Origin of the sequence: Pararhizobium qamdonense, assembly GCF_029277445.1 — a bacterium.
Lineage (GTDB): Bacteria > Pseudomonadota > Alphaproteobacteria > Rhizobiales > Rhizobiaceae > Pararhizobium > Pararhizobium qamdonense.
Genome location: NZ_CP119566.1, coordinates 1,044,039 through 1,064,476 on the forward strand (window position 1 = coordinate 1,044,039; position 20,438 = coordinate 1,064,476).

Genomic DNA, 20,438 nt, shown 5'->3' on the forward strand with positions numbered 1-20,438 from the left:
CAGTCCAGTTTCCTCTTGAACGACAGATGATCATCTTGCTATCGTGATTAAAAGGTACAATTTCGACATATCGTGTGAAATTGTACCCTAAAAAGGAGGCGAGGCGCGTGACGATGGATCATGGAAGCCGCGGGCGGGCCGATACACTGGCGGATTCTCTGGTTGCCCGACTTACGGATGAATTCGCTCGAGGCATCAAGCCGCCGGGCACTCGGCTGGCGTCGATCCGGAAAGCCGCCGTTGAATTCGGGGTTTCCAAAAATACCGTTGTCGAGGCCTATGACAGATTGGTCGCATCCGGTCACCTGGCGGCCCGGGTCGGTTCCGGCTTTGTGGTAAAGGCAGTCGCTTCGGCTGACGACCGATCTCGTCCCAGGCATGTCTCGGAGGCCGTCGATATCGCTTCCTTACTAAGTGCGCAACTCGATCAGAGGTTCGAAATCCGCGTTGGCGATGGCCGCCCCCCGGCGTCGTGGACGGAACAATCCGAGATCAAACGCCACCTTGGTGCCCAAGGCCGCGCCCAATTTAACGAAGAGGATGCGGATGCTTACGGTTCCGCGCTGGGTTTCCTGCCACTGCGCCAGCAGATCGCTCGGCATCTGGGCTCCCAGCAAATTCAGGCGAGCGAAGACAACATCCTGATGACGTTCGGAGCCAATCACGCGCTCGACCTTATCATCCGCGGAATGCTATCGCCGGGCGATACGGTGCTCGTCGACGATCCCGGTTATTATCCCCTTTTCGCAAAGTTGACGCTTGCACAGGTCAGGATGATCGGTGTCCAACGGAATCCAGACGGTCCGGACGTCGAAGACTTCGTCGCCAAACTGGGCACGAGACGGCCGAAGCTGTTTTTTACGCAGTCGCTTGGACACAATCCAACTGGTGGCTCGATCACGCTTCCGGTTGCGCACGCGATCCTGACAGCCGCCCGCAACGCCAATCTGACCATCGTCGAGGACGACCCTTTTGCGGACCTGCCGATGGCGATGACAAACAGGTTGGCAACGCTCGATCAACTCAACAACGTGATCTCGGTCGGGACATTCTCCAAAACGCTTTCGGCCAGCTTGCGCTCAGGGTTCGTTGCCGCCCGCGGCACGACCATCAGCGCGCTCGCAGAGTTAAAAATGCTGACGACGGTGAACAGTTCCGGACATATCGAGCGCCTGCTGTACCGTCTGCTGACGGATGGCCATTACGACCGTCACCTCAAGCGATTGATGCAACGAGTTGCGGTCGCCTCGCAGCGGGTGCAGGCGAGCCTCGCGAAGACGGGTTGCCAGATTTTTTCCAGCACGATCGGCGGCTACTACCTCTACCTTCTTCTACCCGAAGGTGTAGATGATATCGGGCTTGCCCGCGACGGAGCGAAAGAGGGCATCTTCATTGCGCCCGGCAGCGTATTCTGCGTCGACAAGAAGAATCCTCTGTCGCGAGCTATCCGGCTAAATGTCTCTCGTGCTGACGACCCGCGATTTTATGATTTTCTTCTCCGCAAATTGAGCTAGGGCGCGTCAGTCAATGCTGGCTTATGATGCACCCGTAATGTGCGCTGCGATTGGCTCGATCCATTGACGGATCCAGTCCAAGCACCGCGTTTATAAGGGCTCGACGAGCATATCGTACGAGCGGTGATAGAGTTTTGTCCCTAAGGTGCGAAGCAACATGTTGCGAACGACATCGGGAGCACCACGAAGCTTGTCACGCGCGTTGGACTGTTTTTGCACCCAATCGACCCGGCGCTTCCTGAGCTCGCCAAACTGAGAGATCGCCCTTTCCACAGTCTGCTTTCGCGACAGACAGGCGGCGAGTACGATGGCGTCTTCCATCGCCATCGCCGCGCCCTGTGCCATGCTGGGCGATGAAGCGTGCGCGGCATCTCCTATTAATACCAAGCGTTCGGCAGCGTGGTCGCGGTAGGGAACCTCCTCGATTTCCGCACGGTGGGCGTCAGCCCCATCGGAGATGTCTGCAACAATATGACCCAGCGGAGGGGCAAAGCCCGCGAACAACCTCTTCAGCTGCTCAATAGACCCGCTGCCAAACTCTCTCGTCGGACAGTCGGCGTAGATGTAGAGTTTGGCATTGGGGAGCGGTATCGCAAGCAGGGTACGGCCGGATCCCAGCATCGCGGTCCATCCAGTGATCTGGTAGCGGTTGTCGGTCAGAAGACGCCAGGCCGAGAGGCCTACCGAGCGCGGGGCAGCAAGGGTAAAGGATGCGGCGCGTATTGACGATCGAACGCCGTCGGCTCCAATGACGAGGTCGAAGTCGGACACGCGCCCGTCTGAAAAATAGACCTCCCGCTTATCGCGGCGCAACACCGTTCGCATGACCGTAGTGCCAAAATCGATCCGCGTGCTGATCAGGGAGTTTCGCATGAGTTCCATCAACGACGGGCGCGTCACCGCTACACACGGTCCACAGGTATCCCAAACCGATGGGGTCTGCACATGATTGAGCAGTTTTCCCCTGGAGGAAAAAATCGTTTGAGTCTGTATGGGAAATGACACTTTCGAGACCTGATCCTGCAGACCCAGGTTTTCCAAAGCCCGCATGGCGTTGCCAAGAAGGAAGATGCTTTGTCCGGCTGTCGGGGACGCCGTCTGCCGTTCGACTATCTCGGGGTGATAGCCGCGCATCTCGAAAGCCCTGGCAGCGGCCAGCCCCGCAATTCCAGCTCCAACGATAAGTACTTTCAAACCGCGTCTCCCTGAGTTCGGCTTGCGCCAGCTTCCTGTACGCCATTCGCCTATCCGAACTGTATTGCGGCGTCGCTTCAAAAGCAGACTAACGTGTTGCAATTGCAAAAGAGCGACATCTCGCAAGACAGCTTTCGATGACATGCCGCCGACGTTTTCGCCCATCGCTACAGCTGTAATCGATGAACGCCCTTTTGAAATCGAGGGAACAACCGGGAATGTAAGACATCAAAACAGCAACGGATGGAAGGAGCATATGGATATCTTTGCTAGCGAGATAGCTCGAACCGCAGTCACCATGACAGGGCAAAAGATCGCGTTGCCCGGAGGGGACGTGGAGGTCGTCGCGACGATGTTTAAGGCCGGCCGGGGTGATCAGCTGACCGTACATCGCCACCCTTATCCCTTTCGGCTTTGTTTTGGCAGGTGAGCTGACGGTCTTCAACGAAGACGCCAATCTGACCAAGCGGCTGATTGCGGGAGAGTTTGCCGTCGAGTCTGTCGACCAATGGCATCAGGGAACAAGCTCAGGGGGCCAAGCGCTGGAGATTCTCATTATCGACCTGGTCCCGCTCGGCACTCCAACGAACACGGACGGTTTGCCTGGCTCCGGATGAAAACGACACTCGCTTTAGAAGCCGCTAGCCCCCGAACGACAGGAGGCGTGTCTTTATGTTGGCGAGCAAGCGGCTTGCGGCTGGTGGAAGAGGACGGCCGCGTCTCACGAGAAGCCGCAGCTTTGCCGCAGTACATAGTGGATGATCGATGTCGAGCAGGACAAGTTCGCCGTTGGCCAATTCCGACGCGACAGCGACACCCGTGCCCATGAACGCGACCCCTTCTGTCGATCTTACATACTGTTTCAGTGCGACGATGGAGCTGCTGGTGAACGCCGATCGGAACTTGATGTGCTGGGAATATTCAAGTGCTTCCACCAGTTGGGCCACTCCATATCCGGGCGGCATCAGCGCAATGGGGAATTCCCTCAGTTTCTCTACCAAATCCGCCGCCGAAACGTTCGTCAGCGGATGGGCAGCTCGGACAAGAAGTTTTGCAGGCGCGGCGACCGTCGCCACAAAGCTGATCCTAGCATCGGCCTGGGGATTGTAGGCCAATCCGATGTGGGCGCTGTCATCGGCGATTTCAGACATGATTTCAGAGACGGGCAGGGCATCGACAGCGACATTTAGTTTGGGATGCTCGGAGCAGAAAGGTCCGATGACCTGACTGACCAGGTGATCGACATAGCCCTCGCTCAGCACGATCCTGACCGAGCCTTCGTCCAGTTTGTCGATGGCATCCAGCCGTTCGGTGAGCCGCTCCCTATGGGCCCGGCAACTGCGCCAGTAGTCCATGACATGGATGGCAGCTTCGTTTGGCTTCATACCCCTTGTTTGACGCTCGAAAAGGACGAGGCCGAGTTCCTCTTCGAGCAACGTGATCTGCCGGGTGACGACTGAGGGAGCCGTGTTGAGAATGTCCGCGGCACCGCGGACGGACTTCTGACTGAAAACCGCCTCGAAATATTTCAGCCGAGACTGGTTGATATCCCTCACACTCTCTCCGTTGCTCAAAGGACAACACTTCGCCACCAACATTGCTATTGATGGAACGCCTGTCAAGGCTATCATCGGGGTTAGTGAAGCGCTCCGAAGATAGGCGAAGCCCTAGACGGACCTTCAGATCACTTTGAACACGACGATGAGCTCGCGATTCCGAGAACGGTTATCCGCGCCCTCATCACATTGAAGAGGAATTAGACATGAACATCCTGATTGCCGGGTTTCAGCACGAAACGAACACGTTCGCCCCGACCAAGGCCACCTACGACAGCTTCGTGAAAGGCGAGGATTTCCCTTCTCTGGTCAGGGGCGAGGACGTTTTGAAGTTGGCCGACGTCAACATCCCGATCGGCGGTTTCATCAATCACGTACGAGCGCTCGGCCACGATGTCATTCCGGTGATCTGGGCTGGTGCGGGCGCGTCCGCTCACACCACCACCGATGCATACGAGCGAATCGGCGGCGAGATACTGGAGGCCGTGAAGACGCTCACCTATGACGCGATTTACCTCGATCTCCATGGTGCGCAGATCACCGAAGACCTCGACGACGGGGAAGGTGAACTGGTATCGCGCGTCAGGGCGATCGTCGGGCCCGCCATGAAAATCGTCGTGTCCCTCGACTCGCACGCAAACGTAACCGACCTGCTTTGGGATCAGGCTGACGCTGTCGTCGCATACCGGACATATCCCCACGTCGACATGGCAGAGACCGGGGTCCGTGCTGCCGTACTCCTTCTTGGGCTGATGGCGGACAAGAAGCCGTTGCAGCTGGCAAGGAGACGACTGCCGTTCCTCATTCCCGTAAACGCCATGTCTACAATGCTTCAGCCAGCACGCGGCACATATGACTATCTCGATGAGCTCGAAAAGGATGTCGTTTCCCTGTCCTTTGCCCCTGGCTTTCCGGCATCCGACTTTTCCGAATGCGGTCCGACGGTCTGGGGATACGACCACGATGCGGACAAGGTGAACAAGGCCGTCGATGCGCTCTACCAACGCGTTCTGGAGTCCGAAGCCAACTGGAGCGTCGAGTTCGAACAGCCTGACGACGCCGTCCTCCACGCGATCGAGGTGGCGAAAAAATCCAGCAAGCCCGTGATCCTCGCCGACACCCAGGACAACCCAGGCGTGGGCGGCAACTCCAATACGACCGCGATACTCAAGGCCTTGATCAGGAACGGGGCCACCAACGCTGCGCTCGGGCTCATGTGCGACCCTAAAGCCGCTGCGGCGGCGCACGCCGCAGGCGTTGGAGCTGAGATCGAAGTACCACTCGGCGGCTGTGCGCAGGTCCCCGGCGACACGCCGCTTGTCGCGACCTTCAAAGTCGAAAGCCTTTCTGACGGCAAGCTGGTTTATGGCGGACCGATGATGAACGGCAAGCAGGCTAATCTTGGGCCGTCGGCACGTCTTGTCATCGACGGCGTGAGCATCGTCGTGACCTCGAACAAAGCTCAGCTCCTTGACCGCAACATGTACCGGGCCGTGGGGATCGAACCTGAAAAGATGAGCATTCTCGTGAACAAGAGCTCCGTCCATTTCCGGGCCGATTTCACTGCGATCGCCGAGGAAATCATCGTTGTCGAGTCGCCCGGTCCGTTCCACGCAAACCCGGCCGCACTTCCTTGGACGAAGTTGAAAGAAGGAATGCGGCTCGAGCCCAACGGTGCCGAGTTTGCCGGGCCAGCAAAGTAGCAGCCTGTCGTAGCGGTCGGCTCGCCGGCTGCCTTCCAGCCTTCCACCGCGTTTCAACTCCAGGAGATATCGAAATGAGTGTGTACAAGCGATTGGAAGAGCTGGGAGTGGAACTTGGCGCGATGACCGCCCCGGCTGCTTCCTATGCCCCCTTTGTGAAGCATGGGAACCTGCTTTATCTGTCAGGGCATCTCGCCCGCCGAGCCGGCCAGATTTGGAAGGGTCGTCTTGGAGATGATATTTCCACGGAGGTGGGACAACAGGCCGCGCGCGCCGTTGCAGTGGATCTCGTCTCGACCATGCATGCGACGATTGAAGATCTTGATAGGGTGAAAAAGATCGTCAAGCTGACCGCGATGGTGGCTTCAGCGGCCGATTTCGAAAGCCAGCATATTGTCGCAAACGGCGCGAGCGACTTTTTCGCAGCGGTGTTCCAAGGCATCGGACCGCATGCCAGAAGCGCGTTCGGTGTCGCACGCCTGCCCCTCGGCTCATGTGTCGAGATCGAGCTGATCGTCGGGTTTGAATGACAGGTTGTTCGGGCCGCTCTGCAAGGAGTGTCCCGTAGCCCTATGTACACTTCTTTATCGACAACGAACTCGGAGCTCTATCGGCGTCGGGCATTGTGGCCATCGGTTTTTGTCGTGGGCGATACCCACATGGCAACGGCACCGATGGTTCATGCCGTTCTTCAACCACGCCTATCGGCGTCGGCATCGACTGGTCGCGTCACCGCATAGCCGCAAGCTATGCAGCCCGCATATCATTTCGATTTCGACGGTTTCGTTTGGCGCTTAACGTTAGCGGACAGTCTGCCACCCGCACAAATGGATGAAGCCATGTACAGATCGAACCGCCTGAAAACTCGCTTGAAAAACGGCGAGATCGTGTTTGGGAGCTGGAATGTGTTTGCCAGCAGCTTTGCTACCGAAGTCATGGCTCATGCGGGTTTCGACTTTGTCATTATCGACCACGAGCACGGGGTTGGCGATCTGGGTATGCTCGGTTACCAGCTGCAGGTGCTTTCCGGCAGCCCGGCGACATCCCTGGTACGCGTTCCGGGTCAAGATGCCAACTACATCAGACGGGTTCTGGATCTGGGTGCCGAGGGTGTCGTGGTTCCCGGTATCAACACCGCTGCCGAAGCGAAAGCCGTCGTCGCAGCCGCATTATATCCGCCGATGGGATCGCGCGGTGCTGCACCGGGGACGATCAGGGCTTCGGGATTTGGTGCCCTCGCCAAAGAATATGCGCGGACCGCCAACGACAACGTACTTGTGATCTGCCAGATCGAGACCGTCGAGGGTGTCGAGAACGCCGCGGAAATCGCAGCGGTGCAGGGTGTCGATATGATCTTCGTGGGACCCTACGATCTCTCTGCGTCGGCTGGAAGAATGGGCGAAATGGATCATCCCGAAGTCGTTGCGCTGATAGACAAGATTGAAGTCTGCAGTAAAGCGGCGGGCGTTCCCCTCGGGTCCGTGCTGAGGCCGGACATGGACTTGGAAAAGGCCTACACGCGCGGCTACCAAATGATCGCGACAGGCAGCGATTCAACTAGGCTCCGCGCGGCGTGTCTTTCGGACGTCTCCAGCTTCCAGGCTACCGCATCAAGCGGCCCGTTCAAAAGGTCTTAGGATACAGCCATGTCAGTTAAACAGATCAAGCTCGCTCTTCGTCCATACGATCAGTTCAATCCGCTAATTATCGGCGCCGCGGAGGTTCCCGGATACAAAGTAGACGTCGATTTCCGCTCTCCCCTGTCCGACGATTTTACAGGCGGTTTCCATGCGCGGGAGATTTCGTTCAACCGCTATGTGCTCGCACGAGCCAAGGGCGACGACACGCTCGTGGGACTGCCCGCTTTCGTTTTGAGGGGGTTTCGGCATCGAAACTATATCGTGCACAGGAGCTCTCCCATCACCCAGCTCGATGAGCTGGCGGAAGCCAGGATCGGGACGAATTCCTGGAGCGATACCGGAACCATGTGGGCCAGGGCAGCTTTGCGTGAAGCAGGCGTCGATTTGAGCGGCGTGCATTGGGTGATCGGCAACCTCGACGAAACGGTCAAGGTAAAGCCTCCGACACCCCTTGACGTCCCGCCGCCTGAGAATTCGAAGCGGCTGGCCGAGGACGAAAACCTGCTGGAGGGCCTCAGGAAGGGAACTCTCGACGCGGTCACCACGGCTTTCGTGCCGAATTCAATCTACGAGGATGACGGCGAGTTTCGAAGACTGATTCCGGATTTCAGGCAGGCCGAAGTCGCTTACCACGAAAGAACTGGTGTCTATCCCGCCTTCCATATTGTGGCGGTCCATCGTTCATTGGCGGAAACGTCTCCCGAACTGGTGCTCGCCTTGTACGAAGCCCTGGTGAAATCCTGGCAGCTCTGGTGGGCCAAAACAAAGAATTACGGAGACGCGTCTCCGTGGGCGATCGAGGAAGCCGAGACGTTGGTCAAACAGTTCCCGGATGACCTCATGCCGTTCGGAACAAAGTCACCGTCGCACAGGCATATGCTCGCATCGATGTGTGTCGAGCAGCTGGAGCAGAAACTGGTCGCCAAGGCGGCCGATCCCGAAGCCCTGTTCGCTAAGTTCAATCAGATCGCGGCGGCCTGACCCAGTTTCGCGCAGACCGCTTTGAAGTGCTCGACGAAAACCTGTGTGAGCTGAGACGGTTTTCTGTCGGGATAGTTCAGTTCTATGGCGACATCGATCGGCGGCACGAAAGGACGCGCCGAAATGCGTTCTTTCGAGTGGTACATGAGCGAGTATTCATCGACGATTGCTATGCCGACGCCGTTTTCGACATGCGGATAGACGGCGGTCACGCTGTCCACAGTCAAAATCTGGTCGGGGCGGGTACGTCCGTCCACCAGGGTTTTTTCAAACTGCGCCATCAGCCATTGATGGCCAGGTGGATAGGAAACCAAGGCATGGTGGTGAAGGTCGTCCTGGTGAACGAACTCCTGGCTTTCAAGCGGATGTCCTTTTGGCATGATGCAGAATATGCGTCCTGAGGTCACTTGCTCCGTACGGAGGCCTTCCTGTTCAGCCTCTCCGGTCCTGAAAGAAATACCGAGATCGACCCCACCTGTAGCAACGGAATCGTAGACTACCCTCCGCGGTCTGACGAGCAAGTGTACCCGCGCGTCCGGTCGTTCGGCCAAAAAGGAGCGCATCGCATCGGCGACCACGCCGTTTCCCAGAGGAGGGATGCTAGCAATGCTCAGAATCTGCGAAACGTTCTTCTGGATAATCGAGATCGCGTCCGAGACGGATTGCAGGTACTTGAAGTTTCTTTGCAGGGCCCCGTGAAGCACCATGCCTTCGTTGGTGGGAACAAGCCTTCCGCGGTCCTTTCGAAACAGGGCAAGGCCAAGCTGATCCTCGATCCGTTTCAACATCGCGCTTACGGTAGGTTGGGAGACGCGAAGACTTTCCGCCGCCGCGGTAACGCTTCCGGCTTCGACAACGGCATAGAAGACCTCGAGCTGGCGCAGACTAAGATTTCCTAGTGCAGAAACCACTGCCATCGTCGGATCCTTCTACTGCGATCTAAAGTGCGGTCGGTGCTGCCGGACCAACAACGTTGCGCTACGCCCTGCCATCCAGACGTCCACTGCGGTCTCAATGGTATAGCTTCAGTCTATGTGGCGGTAAAGCATTTGGCCTTTCAAATCTGCGGGCAAACTAATCTAATGAAATTGCGCCAATGTCGCTTCGTGGCTGAAGATGATCATCGGGCAAGGACACCGGGTAAGGTTGGAGGATGAGACCATGGTTTTCGGCAGCCGAATAAGCGAGCCTAGCACCCAGGACCGTAATGGTCTTGCTGTTTTCGACGTCGCGGGAGCGGCAGAACGTCCGAGACCAGTCAGATGGTTTCTGACACTGGTTGCAATTCTCCTGGCGGCACAGATCACCTGGCTGATCATCACCAACCCCAGCCTGGAATGGAATGTCGTTTGGCAGTGGCTTTTCGACCATTCCGTTTTGCAGGGTCTTACGGTCACGCTTGGCCTCGCTGTAGCCGCGATGGTAATCGGCACTGCAATCGGACTTCTGCTCGCGATCGCAAGGCTGTCGAACAGCCGATTGGCGCAAGCATTTGCCGGGCTTTATATATGGTTTTTCCGCGGCACGCCGATGCTTGTGCAGTTGATATTCTGGTACAACCTGGCGACCCTCTTTCCCAACCTGTCTATCGCTATCCCCTTTGGCCCGACGATCGTCAGCTGGGACACTAATACGGTCATCACCCCGCTGACAGCGGCCGTGGTGGGGCTCGCCTTGAACGAAGCCGCGTATATGGCGGAAATCATACGCGGAGGGTTGCTGTCCGTCGACACCGGGCAAAGCGAAACCGCACAGGCTTTCGGGATGACACGCTCACGCGCGCTACGCCGCATCATCATACCTCAGGCTATGAGATCGATTATTCCGCCGACGGGGAACCAGTTCATAAGCTTGATCAAGGGTACATCCCTGGTCAGCGTGATCGCCATGAACGATCTGCTCTATTCCGTGCAGTCCATCTATAACCGAACCTTTGAGATCATCCCGCTGCTTCTGGTCGCCGTGGTCTGGTATCTCCTCGTGACATCCGTCCTCAATGTCGGACAGTCCAGGATCGAGGCGTACTATGGGCGTGGGTCACGGAGGACGCCGGATCAGGATACGAACCCAGCACTCGCGACGGAGGACATGCGATGAACATGGAGAATTTTCCGCACGACACGGTCAACACCTTGGTCCAGGCCGTAAACGTGCACAAGTCCTACGGTCCGTTGGAAGTATTGAAAGGGATAGATCTGGACGTCCGTCGTGGTGAGACCATCGTCATTCTTGGCCCTTCAGGTTCCGGAAAATCCACATTCCTCAGGTGCATAAATCATCTCGAGCAGCCGCAGAAAGGCGCAATTCGCGTCGGCGACGTTCAGGTTGGCTACGAGGTTCGCGGCGGCAAGGTGTACCACGCGTCGCCCGCCGTTCTGGCGCGGCAGCGCAAGGGTATCGGGATGGTGTTCCAGCAGTTCAATCTCTACCCCCACCTCACGGTCCTCGAAAACATCACCGAAGCGCCCATCGGGGTTTACAAGGAGAAACGTGCCGACGCCGAGGATTTCGCACACGCGCTGTTGCGGCGCGTCGGTCTCGGCGAGAAAGCCCATGTCTATCCGCGCCAGCTTTCCGGCGGCCAGCAACAGCGCGTGGCAATTGCCAGAGCCTTGGCGATACGGCCGAAACTGATGTTGTTCGACGAGCCGACCTCGGCTCTCGATCCCGAACTCGTGGGCGAGGTCCTGTCTGTCATGCGCGATCTGACAAACGAGGGGATGACCATGATCGTCGTCACCCACGAAATAGGTTTCGCAAAAGAGGCAGCCGACAGGGTTGTTTTTATGGACGGGGGAAAGATCGTCGAGCAGGGCATCCCGAGCGAGGTCCTCGTCGACCCGCAGCACCAGCGGACAAGGACCTTCCTGAACCGCTTCATCTGAAAACAGATCATCGTTAGCGCACATGCAAACAAGAAAGCAAAGGGAACAGGCACATGTTACGAAATCTACTCACGTCGGCGGCGGTCATCGCTTTTTTGGTCACCGGGATGCAGACAGCCATTGCCGAAGACGCCATCCCGCGACAGGCCATGAACGAAAAACTGCGCGCTATGCTTCCTGAAAACATCAAGGAGAAGGGCTACATTGTCGCGGTCAACTGGGGTTCCTACCCGCCCTATGAGATCGTGATCAGTCCAACAACCCTGGAAGGGGCAAGCGCCGAGTTCGCCACCGCGTTGGGCGAACTCTACGGGGTGGAAATCCACCATCAGACTGTAAGCGGTCTCGCCGCCATGTTGGCTGGTTTTCAGGCGGGGCGTTTCGACATGGCGATCGGTCCCAGCGGCGACTTCCCCGATCGCCGGGCAAAGACCGACTACATCGATTGGGTGAAGGAGTACGTCGCATTCGCCGTTCCCCACGGAAACCCCAAAAATATCGGAACACTGGACGACGTCTGCGGCTTGAAGATCGCAGTCATGGCGGCTGGGTCCGCCGAACGCGTCCTGAAGACCAAGGCAGAGGAATGCGAAACCCAGGGAAAGCCAGTGTCTGTCCAGTCGTTTCCCGATCAGAACGCGTCGATTCTTTCGGTTCGCTCAGGTCGCACGGACGGGTTCTTCTCGGGGCAGGCTCCGTTGACCTACTTTGTCGAGAAGTCACAGAACCAGCTGGCATTGGCGGCCGCCAACCTCCCGAACGGATTCGGCGATATCTACCAAGGCGCGATCGCCCCCAAAGACTCCGCCCTGAGCGCAGCTCTGCTAAGCGGCTTCCAGGAGTTGTTCGACAATGGCACCTACGCCCTGATCATGAAAAAATGGGGCCTGGATGGAAACATGATCAAAGCGCCGGGGATCAACCTGGCTAAGTAGTCAGCGAACGCCCCGTCGCAGCGTGTCACCACATATCAACGTGATCGGTGAACAGCACGCCGTTGAGGTGATCGATTTCGTGCTGTACGCAGGTTGCAAGTATTCCCTCAGCCTCGAGCGTCTGCTGGACACCGTAAAGATCGATATAGGAGACCGTCACACCTGTCGGTCTTTCCACGTCTTCCATAACCCCCGGGATCGATAGACATCCTTCGCGAAACGTGGCCCGTTGCGCTGACGTGGCCATAAACTCGGGGTTTACCATAACCAACGGGCTCTTTTCTTCGTCCTTCCGAGCCAGGTCGATTACTATCAAGCGCTTCAGAACGCCGATCTGTACTGCTGCCAGTCCTACGCCACCCGAGTTGTACATGGTTTCCAACATGTCCGCCGCCAGCTCTTTTATGCTCGCGTCTATCATATCGACCGCGATGGATTGATCTCTGAGTAACGGCTGCGGAACAAGGACGAGTTGCAGGATGGTCATTTCGAACTCCAGTTGTTTTCGCCCGCCAGACACGGGACATTCAGTAAAATTGAAGGATTTGGACGGGATCAGCGATCGGATGTGCCCGTGGCCATGCTGCTATCTGAGGTGAGGGCATTTGCATCGAGGAAGTCTTCGATCGCTTCCGCAAATGCCTGTGGGCTTTCCAGAAAGGCAAAGTGACTGCTGAAGCTATTGTCAGCGAGCACGACGGTGCGAGAATGTTCGATCATCCTGCCGATCTCGGCCATGGCCTGCCAAGGCACAACGCTGTCCTTTCCTCCGATGCATAGGGTCGGAACGGTTATCCGTGCGACCAGATAACGCCAGTCCTTGAATGCGTGGTCACGGAGAAGGCTCGCGGCATACTCTCTCGGGAGAATGAGATTATCCGCCACCAGCCGTTCCATTTCCGCAGCCGGAAACCTCTCCGACACCATCGAGCCAAGGACCGCCCGGCTCGCGGTTTCGCCGTCAGCAGACCTTAGCGTGCCGAGTAATCCGTGCATTTGCTCCGAAGTGAATACCGCCCCGGCTTCGAGACATTCGCCTGTGTTCCACGATGGATCGGCGACGAGCGTCACGCCTTGGTCAGCTAAGATAAGACTAGAGACCCGGTTGAAACCGAAGATCTCAAGGTAGCACCAGATGACCGAGCAGCCCATTGAATGACCAAAGAGCGTGGCATGAGATACCTCAAGCTGCTGTAGAATTTCCTGCAGGTCCGCGGCGAACCGCGAAATGCGATAGCCAAAGTCGGGGACGTCACTCTCGCCGTGCCCTCTCATGTCGATCGCGATGACGCGGTTTGTGCGTGCAAACCGCCCAATCAGTTGCTCCGGGACAATGACGATAGGCTCGCCAACCCCGGTGTCGATCATAGACAAGCTGACGCCATCCGACAGCCTCACGGTTTTTCGTGCGTCGGACGCACGCATGTGAAGTCCGAAATACTGCGTTTTCAAATTTGCTGTCCTCAGGCGGAAAGCGACTGCGGCAAAAGCACCGCGTTGCTCCCCAAATTAGGGACGGAGTTTCCAGCAGGACGGTTAAAGGCGAATTTGACGATGGTTGAATCCCGTTACAAACGTAATCGCCGACGGAGGAGGGGTTTGACGGCAAGACACCGCTTTCGTGATCGGCGTGGGCGAACGGCGCGTGATTTCAGATGTCATCAAATCCCGGGTTCGAAAAATACACGCGAAACGATCGATCCCTATGCGTTCGATTTCTTTCAAGCGACGAGCGCCGAGAGGAGAGATGTTGAAAAGACTTTTCATGTCAGTCGCCAGTTTGGGGGTGTTGGCCGCAATAGGATGGGTGGCCTACGTCCCCGATCCGAACGCTCTTAGGACCATCGTCGAGACCCGATGCCTCGGTAACCTCGCTGGCCCGCCGGTCGAGACACCGCCTTGCGTGAAGGTCGACCGTGCCCTGGAATACGTCGTCCTCGAGGATAGGAAAGGCGATCGGCACTATCTTCTCCTGCCGACGCGTCAGATCACCGGGATCGAGAGCGCGGAACTCCTCGCGAACGGCACGCCGAACTATTTCGAGCTTGCATGGGACAACCGTTGGGCTCTTTCGACAGGTCAGGCTCAGCCTCTCGCGGATGACGAGATCATTCTTGCCGTCAACTCCGAGGTCGGCCGGACGCAGAACCAGCTGCACATCCACATTTCGTGCATCAAAAAAAACGTCAGGGAAAAGATCGTCGCGGCCAAATCCGACATCTCGCAGATATGGCAGCCATTCCCGGGAGGTCTCGAAGGCCACAACTACTGGGCGCAAAGAGTAACGCAAGCGCACTCCGAGGATGTGGGCGTGTTCTCCCTGCTTGCTTTCGGAGTTCCTATGGCCGCCTCCAGGATGGACAGGTTTTCGCTGGCCATTGACGATGGTGGACGGAGACGTGGTCCTGCTTGCGACCGAACGTGATTGTTCGATTTCAACCTCGCATCGGCGGAGGAGCTGCAGGACCACGAATGCAATGGATCGCAAGCTAAGCCAAAGGGATGATCCGATGGGGCCACCCTTCATCCCGCAGGGTTACCAGATCGTTCGGAAACGACAGGCGCGCGGGGTAACCACCCTACTGAGACCCGCCCGTGCCCAGTTGGAGAAGGGATATCACCCTCGCGTCAGTAGCGCCTCGTGAAATCCAGGCAACAACTCCTTTGTTCGTTCCGGGTCGAGAAACTCGAGGCCATACTGGGTCCCTAGCTTAATCGCCTCTTGAATGTCAGCCGTGGAGTAGGTCGGCGTCTCTCGGGGAAGCTCCAAAGTTGACGCGGGAGACGACGTCATTGTCCTAAAATAGTCCTCTGCTCCTCCGGGCTGGGTCAGGAAAAGCATTCGGAAACGTTGAGATTTAACGATAAAGGCATGCGCCTTCTCTCGCGGAAGGAAAATACAGTCGCCGCCTTTTACCGCGAATTCTTCGACCTCTACGTAGACCGACGCTTCGCCTTCAAGCACGTAATACAGTTCGTCCTCGCTGTGGTGGATGTGGGGTGGCGGTTCGTTGCCTGGCTTCAACAGGATTTCAAACAAGGAGAAGGCCCCTCCAGTGTCCTTGCTTTCGGCGAGGAAGGTCAGAAGACTTCCCATATAGTTCACCGATGATCCGATGGCTTCACGACGCTTGAACGCTTTGAGAACATTTTGCATTTTGTGTCACTCCGTATGATGTTCGACGCTCGCGTTGTAAGAAGCGGCGATTTCAACACGATTTCATCGGAGGGGGAGTTGGTGTCAGCTGCAACGGGCTGCGGGGTTTGACCGACGTTGCGGCGTTCCAGTAAGACAACATTGGATATTGCAAGCGGGAGAATGCGCGATGAGATCGATCGGGATCGGCCACACTGAGATGACAGGGTCCGGGGTCATCATGGGGATGATGCGCATCGGCGATCTTGGCGATGCGGAAATCAGGGGGCTGTTCGACGCCGCGAGGTCCACCGGGATCAATACCTTCGACCATGCAGATATCTACGGCGGCGAGACGCACCTTTGCGAAACGCGTTTCGGTGATGCGCTGTCGCTCACGGCGAAAGCGCGCGAAGAGATAATCCTCCAAAGCAAGGTCGGCATTCGTCCGGGCTAGTTCGACTTTTCCAGAGAGCACATCCTCGACTCGGTCCATGGGACGCTGGCAGCCTTGAAGACAGAGTACCTCGATCTTTTGCTGCTGCACCGACCTGACGCTCTCGTCGAACCGGAAGAGGTGGCGTCAGCCTTTGACGCATTGGCCGAAGCCGGAAAAGTTCGGCATTTCGGGGTCTCCAACCATACGTCGGGGCAGATATCGTTGCTGAAGACCGCTGTCACGCAGCAGATCAGCGTCAACCAGATCCAGATGAGCATCGCGCATGCTCCGTCCCTTGCGTTCGGGGTGGCCACCAACATCGCTGATTCTGCCCAATCGAGTGATCGCGATGGCGAGCTTGTCCCGTTTTGCCGCGTGAACAGCATAACCCTGCAGGCCTGGTCGCCATTTCGTCAAGCGTCCCACGACGGGGTCTTTCTCGGCGATCGGGAGCGGTACGCGGAACTCAACCTGGCGCTCGAAGAATTGGCCGAGAAGTATGGTGTCACGCCTGCTGCCATTGCTGTTTCATGGATCGCCATCCATCCTGCCGGGATACAGGTTGTCGTCGGCACGACCAACGCGGGACGACTGATAGAGGCGGCGGCCGGCGATGGTCTAAGGTTGACGCGGCCGGAGTGGTACCGCTTGTTCACCGCGGCCGGACACCAACTACCGTAGGGGCAGAGTCAACGGAGAATTTGGGAGTGCTTGCCTGCAAATGAGCGTTTGCATGTGGTAAATGCCGTGCAGCAGCGGATAGCGGAAACCGTCACTCGTTTTGAAACCGTGGCGTATGGATACCAAGTTGGGAAATTCTCACGTCACGCTATACGCTCGGTTCGGCCATCCGATCTTGCGTCCGTTTCCTTGCCGTCTCGGCCGAGCAAACCGCCAGTGCAAATGCTTCACGGGAGCCCTTTTGAGCAAAGAGGATCGCTAACGTCTATTGCACCTGCCGCTTTCATTCCGTTATCCCATGCCATACGCTGCTTGTAACTGAGACAGTGTATTGGCGGGTTTCCTAGATGACTAAAGGTTCTGATCTCCTTGTTGCAGCGCTCGAGAACGAAGGCGTCGATCGGATATTCGGTATTCCCGGCGAGGAAAATCTCGATGTCGTGGAGTCTCTCAGGAATTCGTCCATTCAACTTGTGCTGACGAGACACGAACAGGCAGCTGCTTTCATGGCCGCGACCTATGGCCGCCTAACGGGTCGGCCGGGCGTATGTCTAGCGACGCTCGGGCCTGGAGCTTTGAATTTTTCGACAGGGGCAGCTTATGCGCTCCTCGGCGCGATGCCGTTGATTTTGATCACCGGGCAGAAGGGCATCTTGTCATCTCGCCAAGCCCGCTTCCAGATCGTCGACGTCATCGCATCGATGAAGCCTCTGACAAAACTGTCGAGGCAAATCGTTTCGCCGCTGATGATCCCGACCATGGTGCGCGAGGCGTTCAGGGTGGCGCAGGAAGAGCGTCCCGGCCCTGTTCACCTCGAACTTCCGGAGGACATCGCGGCGGAAGAGTGCCAGACCGTACAGCTGATCGCACCGCATCCCGTCGAAATTCCGACTGCCAGCGACGCTGCGCTGGATCGTGCCGCAGACCTCATCCTGAAGGCGGAACGGCCACTCCTGATGCTGGGTGCAGCTGCGTCGAGGCCGCGATCGACATCCGATCTCGCACAGTTTGTCCTTAGGACCAAGATACCGTTTTTCACGACCCAGATGGGAAAAGGTACCGTGCCCGGTGGAACCGAGCTGTACATGGGAACCGCCGCGCTTTCGGAGAAGGACTATGTTCACGAAGCCATCGAGCAGGCAGACCTTATCATCACGATCGGACATGACACGATTGAGAAGCCACCTTTCATAATGGGCGAGGGCGGACCGAAGGTCGTCCATGTTGGATATCAGCCAGCGAGTGTCGAGCAGGTCTATTTCCCCCAATCCGAGGTCATCGGAGACATCGGGCCTTCGCTGAAGGCATTGGCGGACCGCATCGAGGGTCTCCTGCCCAACGCACAGGCTCTTTTGCACCTGCGTGAGCGCATCCTCGAGCGGATCGCCGCTCGAGCCACGGAAGATCGGTTTACCCCGCAGAGACTTGTCCACGACATACGGGAGGTCATGCCTCCCGATGGAATTCTTGCCCTCGACAACGGCATGTACAAGATCTGGTTCGCGCGAAACTACCGGACCAAGATGGCCAACACGTTGCTGTTGGATAACGCTTTGGCGACTATGGGGGCAGGGCTTCCGTCAGCTATGATGGCGGCGATGTTGTATCCCGGCCGCCGGGTCATGGCGATCTGCGGCGACGGCGGCTTCATGATGAACAGTCAGGAGCTTGAAACCGCTGTAAGACTCCAGCTGAACCTCGTTGTCCTCGTCATCGAAGACAAAGCCTACGGCATGATCCGCTGGAAGCAGGCCGTCGATCAGTTCCCGGATTTTGGAATGACGTTCGACAATCCCGACTTCGTGAAATACGCCGAAGCCTATGGCGCGAAAGGCACGCGGGTTACCGACATCGCGGATTTCAAAAGTGTTCTCGAAAGGGCTTTCCTTAACGGTGGGGTTCATCTCGTTAACGTGCCGATCGATTACTCCGAAAACGACCGCGTCCTCGTGAGGGAGCTGCGCGAGCGGCTGCCTGCCATTCTCAACACCGAAACGTGAGCCGACGTCGTTTTTCTATCGAGCTGAAGCCCGCAGCAAACACACGTTCTTTGGAAATCCAAGATCGCCGCAGACCCGGATTGCGGCGCGCCGTGTATTCGCATCGCAGTCATCGGTAGTCTGAACGTGGCTCGTGTTGATCCGCTGCTTCATCCTCCAATATCGCCTGACTTGCGTGGGGTCATACACTCCAGCCACCACCAATTAGGGGCTCAAATCGAGAGACGACGACTTGAAGTGGCTTTGGAGGATATTTACGAGCAAAAAATATCGGGATTGTGCATCTTTCTCAATTTGCAAACGTTCTGAAGCGATTAGCGCAGCGGAGAAAGCAATGACCGAATATCAACAAACCGTGCCAGACTCTGCCCACGACGGTCCTCGCGAAGAGATTTCCCAGGTGGCATTGACACAAGCGCCGCATGCCGAACACGTGGTCTGGGTCGAAGCCAAGGCACGCCTTCGATACGAAATCCTCGAAAAGGAGCTCGATCTTTTACGCGCACGGCTCGACATCATTCGCTCACAGGCGGGCGTGGTCCTCAAATCGGGAGGGGCTTGGATCGACTCGAGCGCGCGGTCGCAGCTTGGACCCTATCCGTGGGCGAAACTCGCAGCGCTCGCAACGGGTCCCTACATCGTAGCCAAAGCGGTCAGGGTTCTGCCCCTCGGATCGCTCGCCGCTGCTGTAGTGCCGTTGGTAGCAGCTGCGGTGAAACAACGGGCAAGGTGATATCGATTACTGAAAGTCCCGTGCCCTAAGGTGCGTTTCTCGCAGTGGAGATAACTTTGCACGTCGAGTCAGTAAATCACGAGAGAGAAATCACGGCCTACCAAGGCCGCTTGCCTCCGCCGCTTCGACACTACCGTCCTGCGGGACATCCAACTGTCGCTTAATTGCTTCCTTGATTTCTGCTTCAATCGCGGCTCGGGCGTCCGCATCCATATGCGCGAGGTCATCTTCGGTAAGATCCTTGCCGCCGAGTATCTGCGCGCGGATTTTTTCGGCGAGAGATAACTTGGAAAAATCCATGAACTCGTCGGATGCCGACTTGGCAGCCGGAGCATCTCCGACCGACGCATTGTCGCCTTCGAACTTGTCCGCCATCGAGAGCCACAAAGCAGAAGAAAGAGATGATGAAGGTCCCGTCATGCCGACAGATACGGTTGGTGCTTGAGAGCGTTGACCCCCGCCGCCTTCGCTATTTACGGACATAGGCGATGTTTTGCCAGATAGCTGGCTGCCATTGTGTGGGCGGTAGTAATTGCTAATGCTGTCGCCGATCTTCATGCCGCGTTCTCCATGCGATAATCGCTTAGATACTTAGGGTGGGGGCCTAGTGCGGGGCTTGCCGCTTCATTGTAGCTCGGGGACCCTATGGAAATTGATCTCGACGGACGAGCGCGCCTCCCTGTCGCGGCTCGATGACTCTTCCCTTGCTTCAAAATTAAAATCCATTGAGCTTGCAAGCCGAGCGCATCCATAAGCGCAACTGTTCCAGCCACAGTCCCAGCTCCCCTCCTGCTTGTGCCAGGTTTAGTCTCTACGGAATCCTGATATAGGCGCGATGTACCGCACGAAGTCCTGAAGCGAAGGCGCCTTACACCAAGGGCACATCGCGCTCTCGACGGCACTTCTGATCAGCTTCTTCAGCCGCAAACGGTGTCCAGTCCTCGAATGCACGCACCAGCCACCCGGCGTTGAATGAAGGTCGGCTAGAGACAATTGTCCGCAGCTAATGAAGACGGGCACGGCCGCGCGCCTGTATGGTCG

18 protein-coding genes and 1 pseudogene are annotated in these 20,438 nt (G+C 57.2%); 12 read left to right on the plus strand and 7 right to left on the minus strand.

Annotated elements, in window-relative coordinates; translation table 11 throughout:
- Nucleotides 1–113: 113 nt before the first annotated feature.
- On the plus strand, nt 114–1,514 hold the full coding sequence (locus PYR65_RS04940) for an aminotransferase-like domain-containing protein (RefSeq protein WP_276120974.1): 1,401 nt from the start codon (nt 114–116) through the stop codon (nt 1,512–1,514).
- 90 nt (nt 1,515–1,604) lie between these two features.
- On the opposite strand, the gene PYR65_RS04945 is transcribed toward PYR65_RS04940, so the two are convergent.
- The gene (locus PYR65_RS04945; protein WP_276120137.1) at nt 1,605–2,708 is read right to left on the minus strand and encodes an FAD-dependent monooxygenase; all 1,104 of its coding nucleotides are present in this window, start codon (nt 2,706–2,708) and stop codon (nt 1,605–1,607) included.
- A gap of 641 nt (nt 2,709–3,349) precedes the next feature.
- A complete protein-coding gene (locus tag PYR65_RS04950) occupies nt 3,350–4,264 on the minus strand; it encodes a LysR substrate-binding domain-containing protein (RefSeq protein WP_276120138.1) in 915 nt (304 codons plus the stop codon).
- Between the two features lie 206 nt (nt 4,265–4,470).
- On the opposite strand from PYR65_RS04950, the gene PYR65_RS04955 reads away from it, so the two are divergent.
- The 4 genes from PYR65_RS04955 to PYR65_RS04970 all read left to right on the plus strand — a co-directional run bounded on the left by PYR65_RS04955 (nt 4,471) and on the right by PYR65_RS04970 (nt 8,588).
- Complete coding sequence (locus PYR65_RS04955; RefSeq protein WP_276120139.1) at nt 4,471–5,967, plus strand: M81 family metallopeptidase; 1,497 nt, start codon at nt 4,471–4,473, stop codon at nt 5,965–5,967.
- 74 nt (nt 5,968–6,041) lie between these two features.
- Nucleotides 6,042–6,497: a RidA family protein gene (locus PYR65_RS04960; protein WP_276120140.1), complete on the plus strand. Its 456-nt coding sequence runs from the start codon at nt 6,042–6,044 to the stop codon at nt 6,495–6,497.
- A 309-nt stretch (nt 6,498–6,806) separates the two neighbouring features.
- Nucleotides 6,807–7,604 (plus strand): HpcH/HpaI aldolase family protein, encoded by a 798-nt coding sequence (locus PYR65_RS04965; protein ID WP_276120141.1) that lies wholly within the window; start codon nt 6,807–6,809, stop codon nt 7,602–7,604.
- A gap of 9 nt (nt 7,605–7,613) precedes the next feature.
- Nucleotides 7,614–8,588 carry a substrate-binding domain-containing protein gene (locus PYR65_RS04970; protein ID WP_276120142.1) on the plus strand — a complete coding sequence of 325 codons (975 nt, stop codon included), beginning with the start codon at nt 7,614–7,616 and terminating at the stop codon, nt 8,586–8,588.
- Here PYR65_RS04970 and PYR65_RS04975 read toward each other — a convergent pair.
- The gene (locus tag PYR65_RS04975; RefSeq protein ID WP_276120143.1) at nt 8,570–9,505 is read right to left on the minus strand and encodes a LysR family transcriptional regulator; all 936 of its coding nucleotides are present in this window, start codon (nt 9,503–9,505) and stop codon (nt 8,570–8,572) included. The two genes, PYR65_RS04970 and PYR65_RS04975, sit on opposite strands and share 19 nt — an antisense overlap.
- A 244-nt stretch (nt 9,506–9,749) precedes the next feature.
- On the opposite strand from PYR65_RS04975, the gene PYR65_RS04980 reads away from it, so the two are divergent.
- The 3 genes from PYR65_RS04980 to PYR65_RS04990 are packed head-to-tail and all read left to right on the plus strand — an operon-like array spanning nt 9,750 to nt 12,408.
- Nucleotides 9,750–10,685 (plus strand): amino acid ABC transporter permease, encoded by a 936-nt coding sequence (locus PYR65_RS04980; RefSeq protein WP_276120144.1) that lies wholly within the window; start codon nt 9,750–9,752, stop codon nt 10,683–10,685.
- Nucleotides 10,682–11,473: an amino acid ABC transporter ATP-binding protein gene (locus PYR65_RS04985; protein ID WP_276120145.1), complete on the plus strand. Its 792-nt coding sequence runs from the start codon at nt 10,682–10,684 to the stop codon at nt 11,471–11,473. The genes PYR65_RS04980 and PYR65_RS04985 overlap by 4 nt, the downstream gene beginning before the upstream one ends.
- Nucleotides 11,474–11,526: 53 nt before the next feature.
- Nucleotides 11,527–12,408: an ABC transporter substrate-binding protein gene (locus tag PYR65_RS04990; RefSeq protein ID WP_276120146.1), complete on the plus strand. Its 882-nt coding sequence runs from the start codon at nt 11,527–11,529 to the stop codon at nt 12,406–12,408.
- A gap of 25 nt (nt 12,409–12,433) precedes the next feature.
- On the opposite strand, the gene def is transcribed toward PYR65_RS04990, so the two are convergent.
- Together def and PYR65_RS05000 are read right to left on the minus strand one after the other, a co-directional pair.
- The gene (gene def, locus PYR65_RS04995; protein WP_276120147.1) at nt 12,434–12,895 is read right to left on the minus strand and encodes a peptide deformylase; all 462 of its coding nucleotides are present in this window, start codon (nt 12,893–12,895) and stop codon (nt 12,434–12,436) included.
- Nucleotides 12,896–12,963: 68 nt separating this feature from the next.
- On the minus strand, nt 12,964–13,860 hold the full coding sequence (locus PYR65_RS05000; protein WP_276120148.1) for an alpha/beta fold hydrolase: 897 nt from the start codon (nt 13,858–13,860) through the stop codon (nt 12,964–12,966).
- Between the two features lie 169 nt (nt 13,861–14,029).
- On the opposite strand from PYR65_RS05000, the gene PYR65_RS05005 reads away from it, so the two are divergent.
- Complete coding sequence (locus PYR65_RS05005; RefSeq protein WP_276120149.1) at nt 14,030–14,833, plus strand: CDP-diacylglycerol diphosphatase; 804 nt, start codon at nt 14,030–14,032, stop codon at nt 14,831–14,833.
- A 192-nt stretch (nt 14,834–15,025) separates the two neighbouring features.
- Here PYR65_RS05005 and PYR65_RS05010 read toward each other — a convergent pair whose 3' ends face one another.
- On the minus strand, nt 15,026–15,565 hold the full coding sequence (locus PYR65_RS05010; protein ID WP_276120150.1) for a cupin domain-containing protein: 540 nt from the start codon (nt 15,563–15,565) through the stop codon (nt 15,026–15,028).
- Nucleotides 15,566–15,794: 229 nt separating this feature from the next.
- Between PYR65_RS05010 and PYR65_RS05015 the strand changes: the two are divergent.
- From PYR65_RS05015 to PYR65_RS05025, 3 genes and pseudogenes are all read left to right on the plus strand, one after another.
- A pseudogene (locus PYR65_RS05015) lies at nt 15,795–16,664 on the plus strand (aldo/keto reductase).
- Between the two features lie 347 nt (nt 16,665–17,011).
- Complete coding sequence (locus PYR65_RS05020) at nt 17,012–18,664, plus strand: acetolactate synthase large subunit (RefSeq protein WP_276120151.1); 1,653 nt, start codon at nt 17,012–17,014, stop codon at nt 18,662–18,664.
- 334 nt (nt 18,665–18,998) lie between these two features.
- Nucleotides 18,999–19,397, plus strand: a complete 399-nt coding sequence (locus tag PYR65_RS05025; RefSeq protein ID WP_276120152.1) for a hypothetical protein — start codon at nt 18,999–19,001, stop codon at nt 19,395–19,397.
- 90 nt (nt 19,398–19,487) lie between these two features.
- Here PYR65_RS05025 and PYR65_RS05030 read toward each other — a convergent pair whose 3' ends face one another.
- Nucleotides 19,488–19,955: a hypothetical protein gene (locus tag PYR65_RS05030; RefSeq protein WP_276120153.1), complete on the minus strand. Its 468-nt coding sequence runs from the start codon at nt 19,953–19,955 to the stop codon at nt 19,488–19,490.
- Between the last annotated feature and the right edge of the window lie 483 nt (nt 19,956–20,438).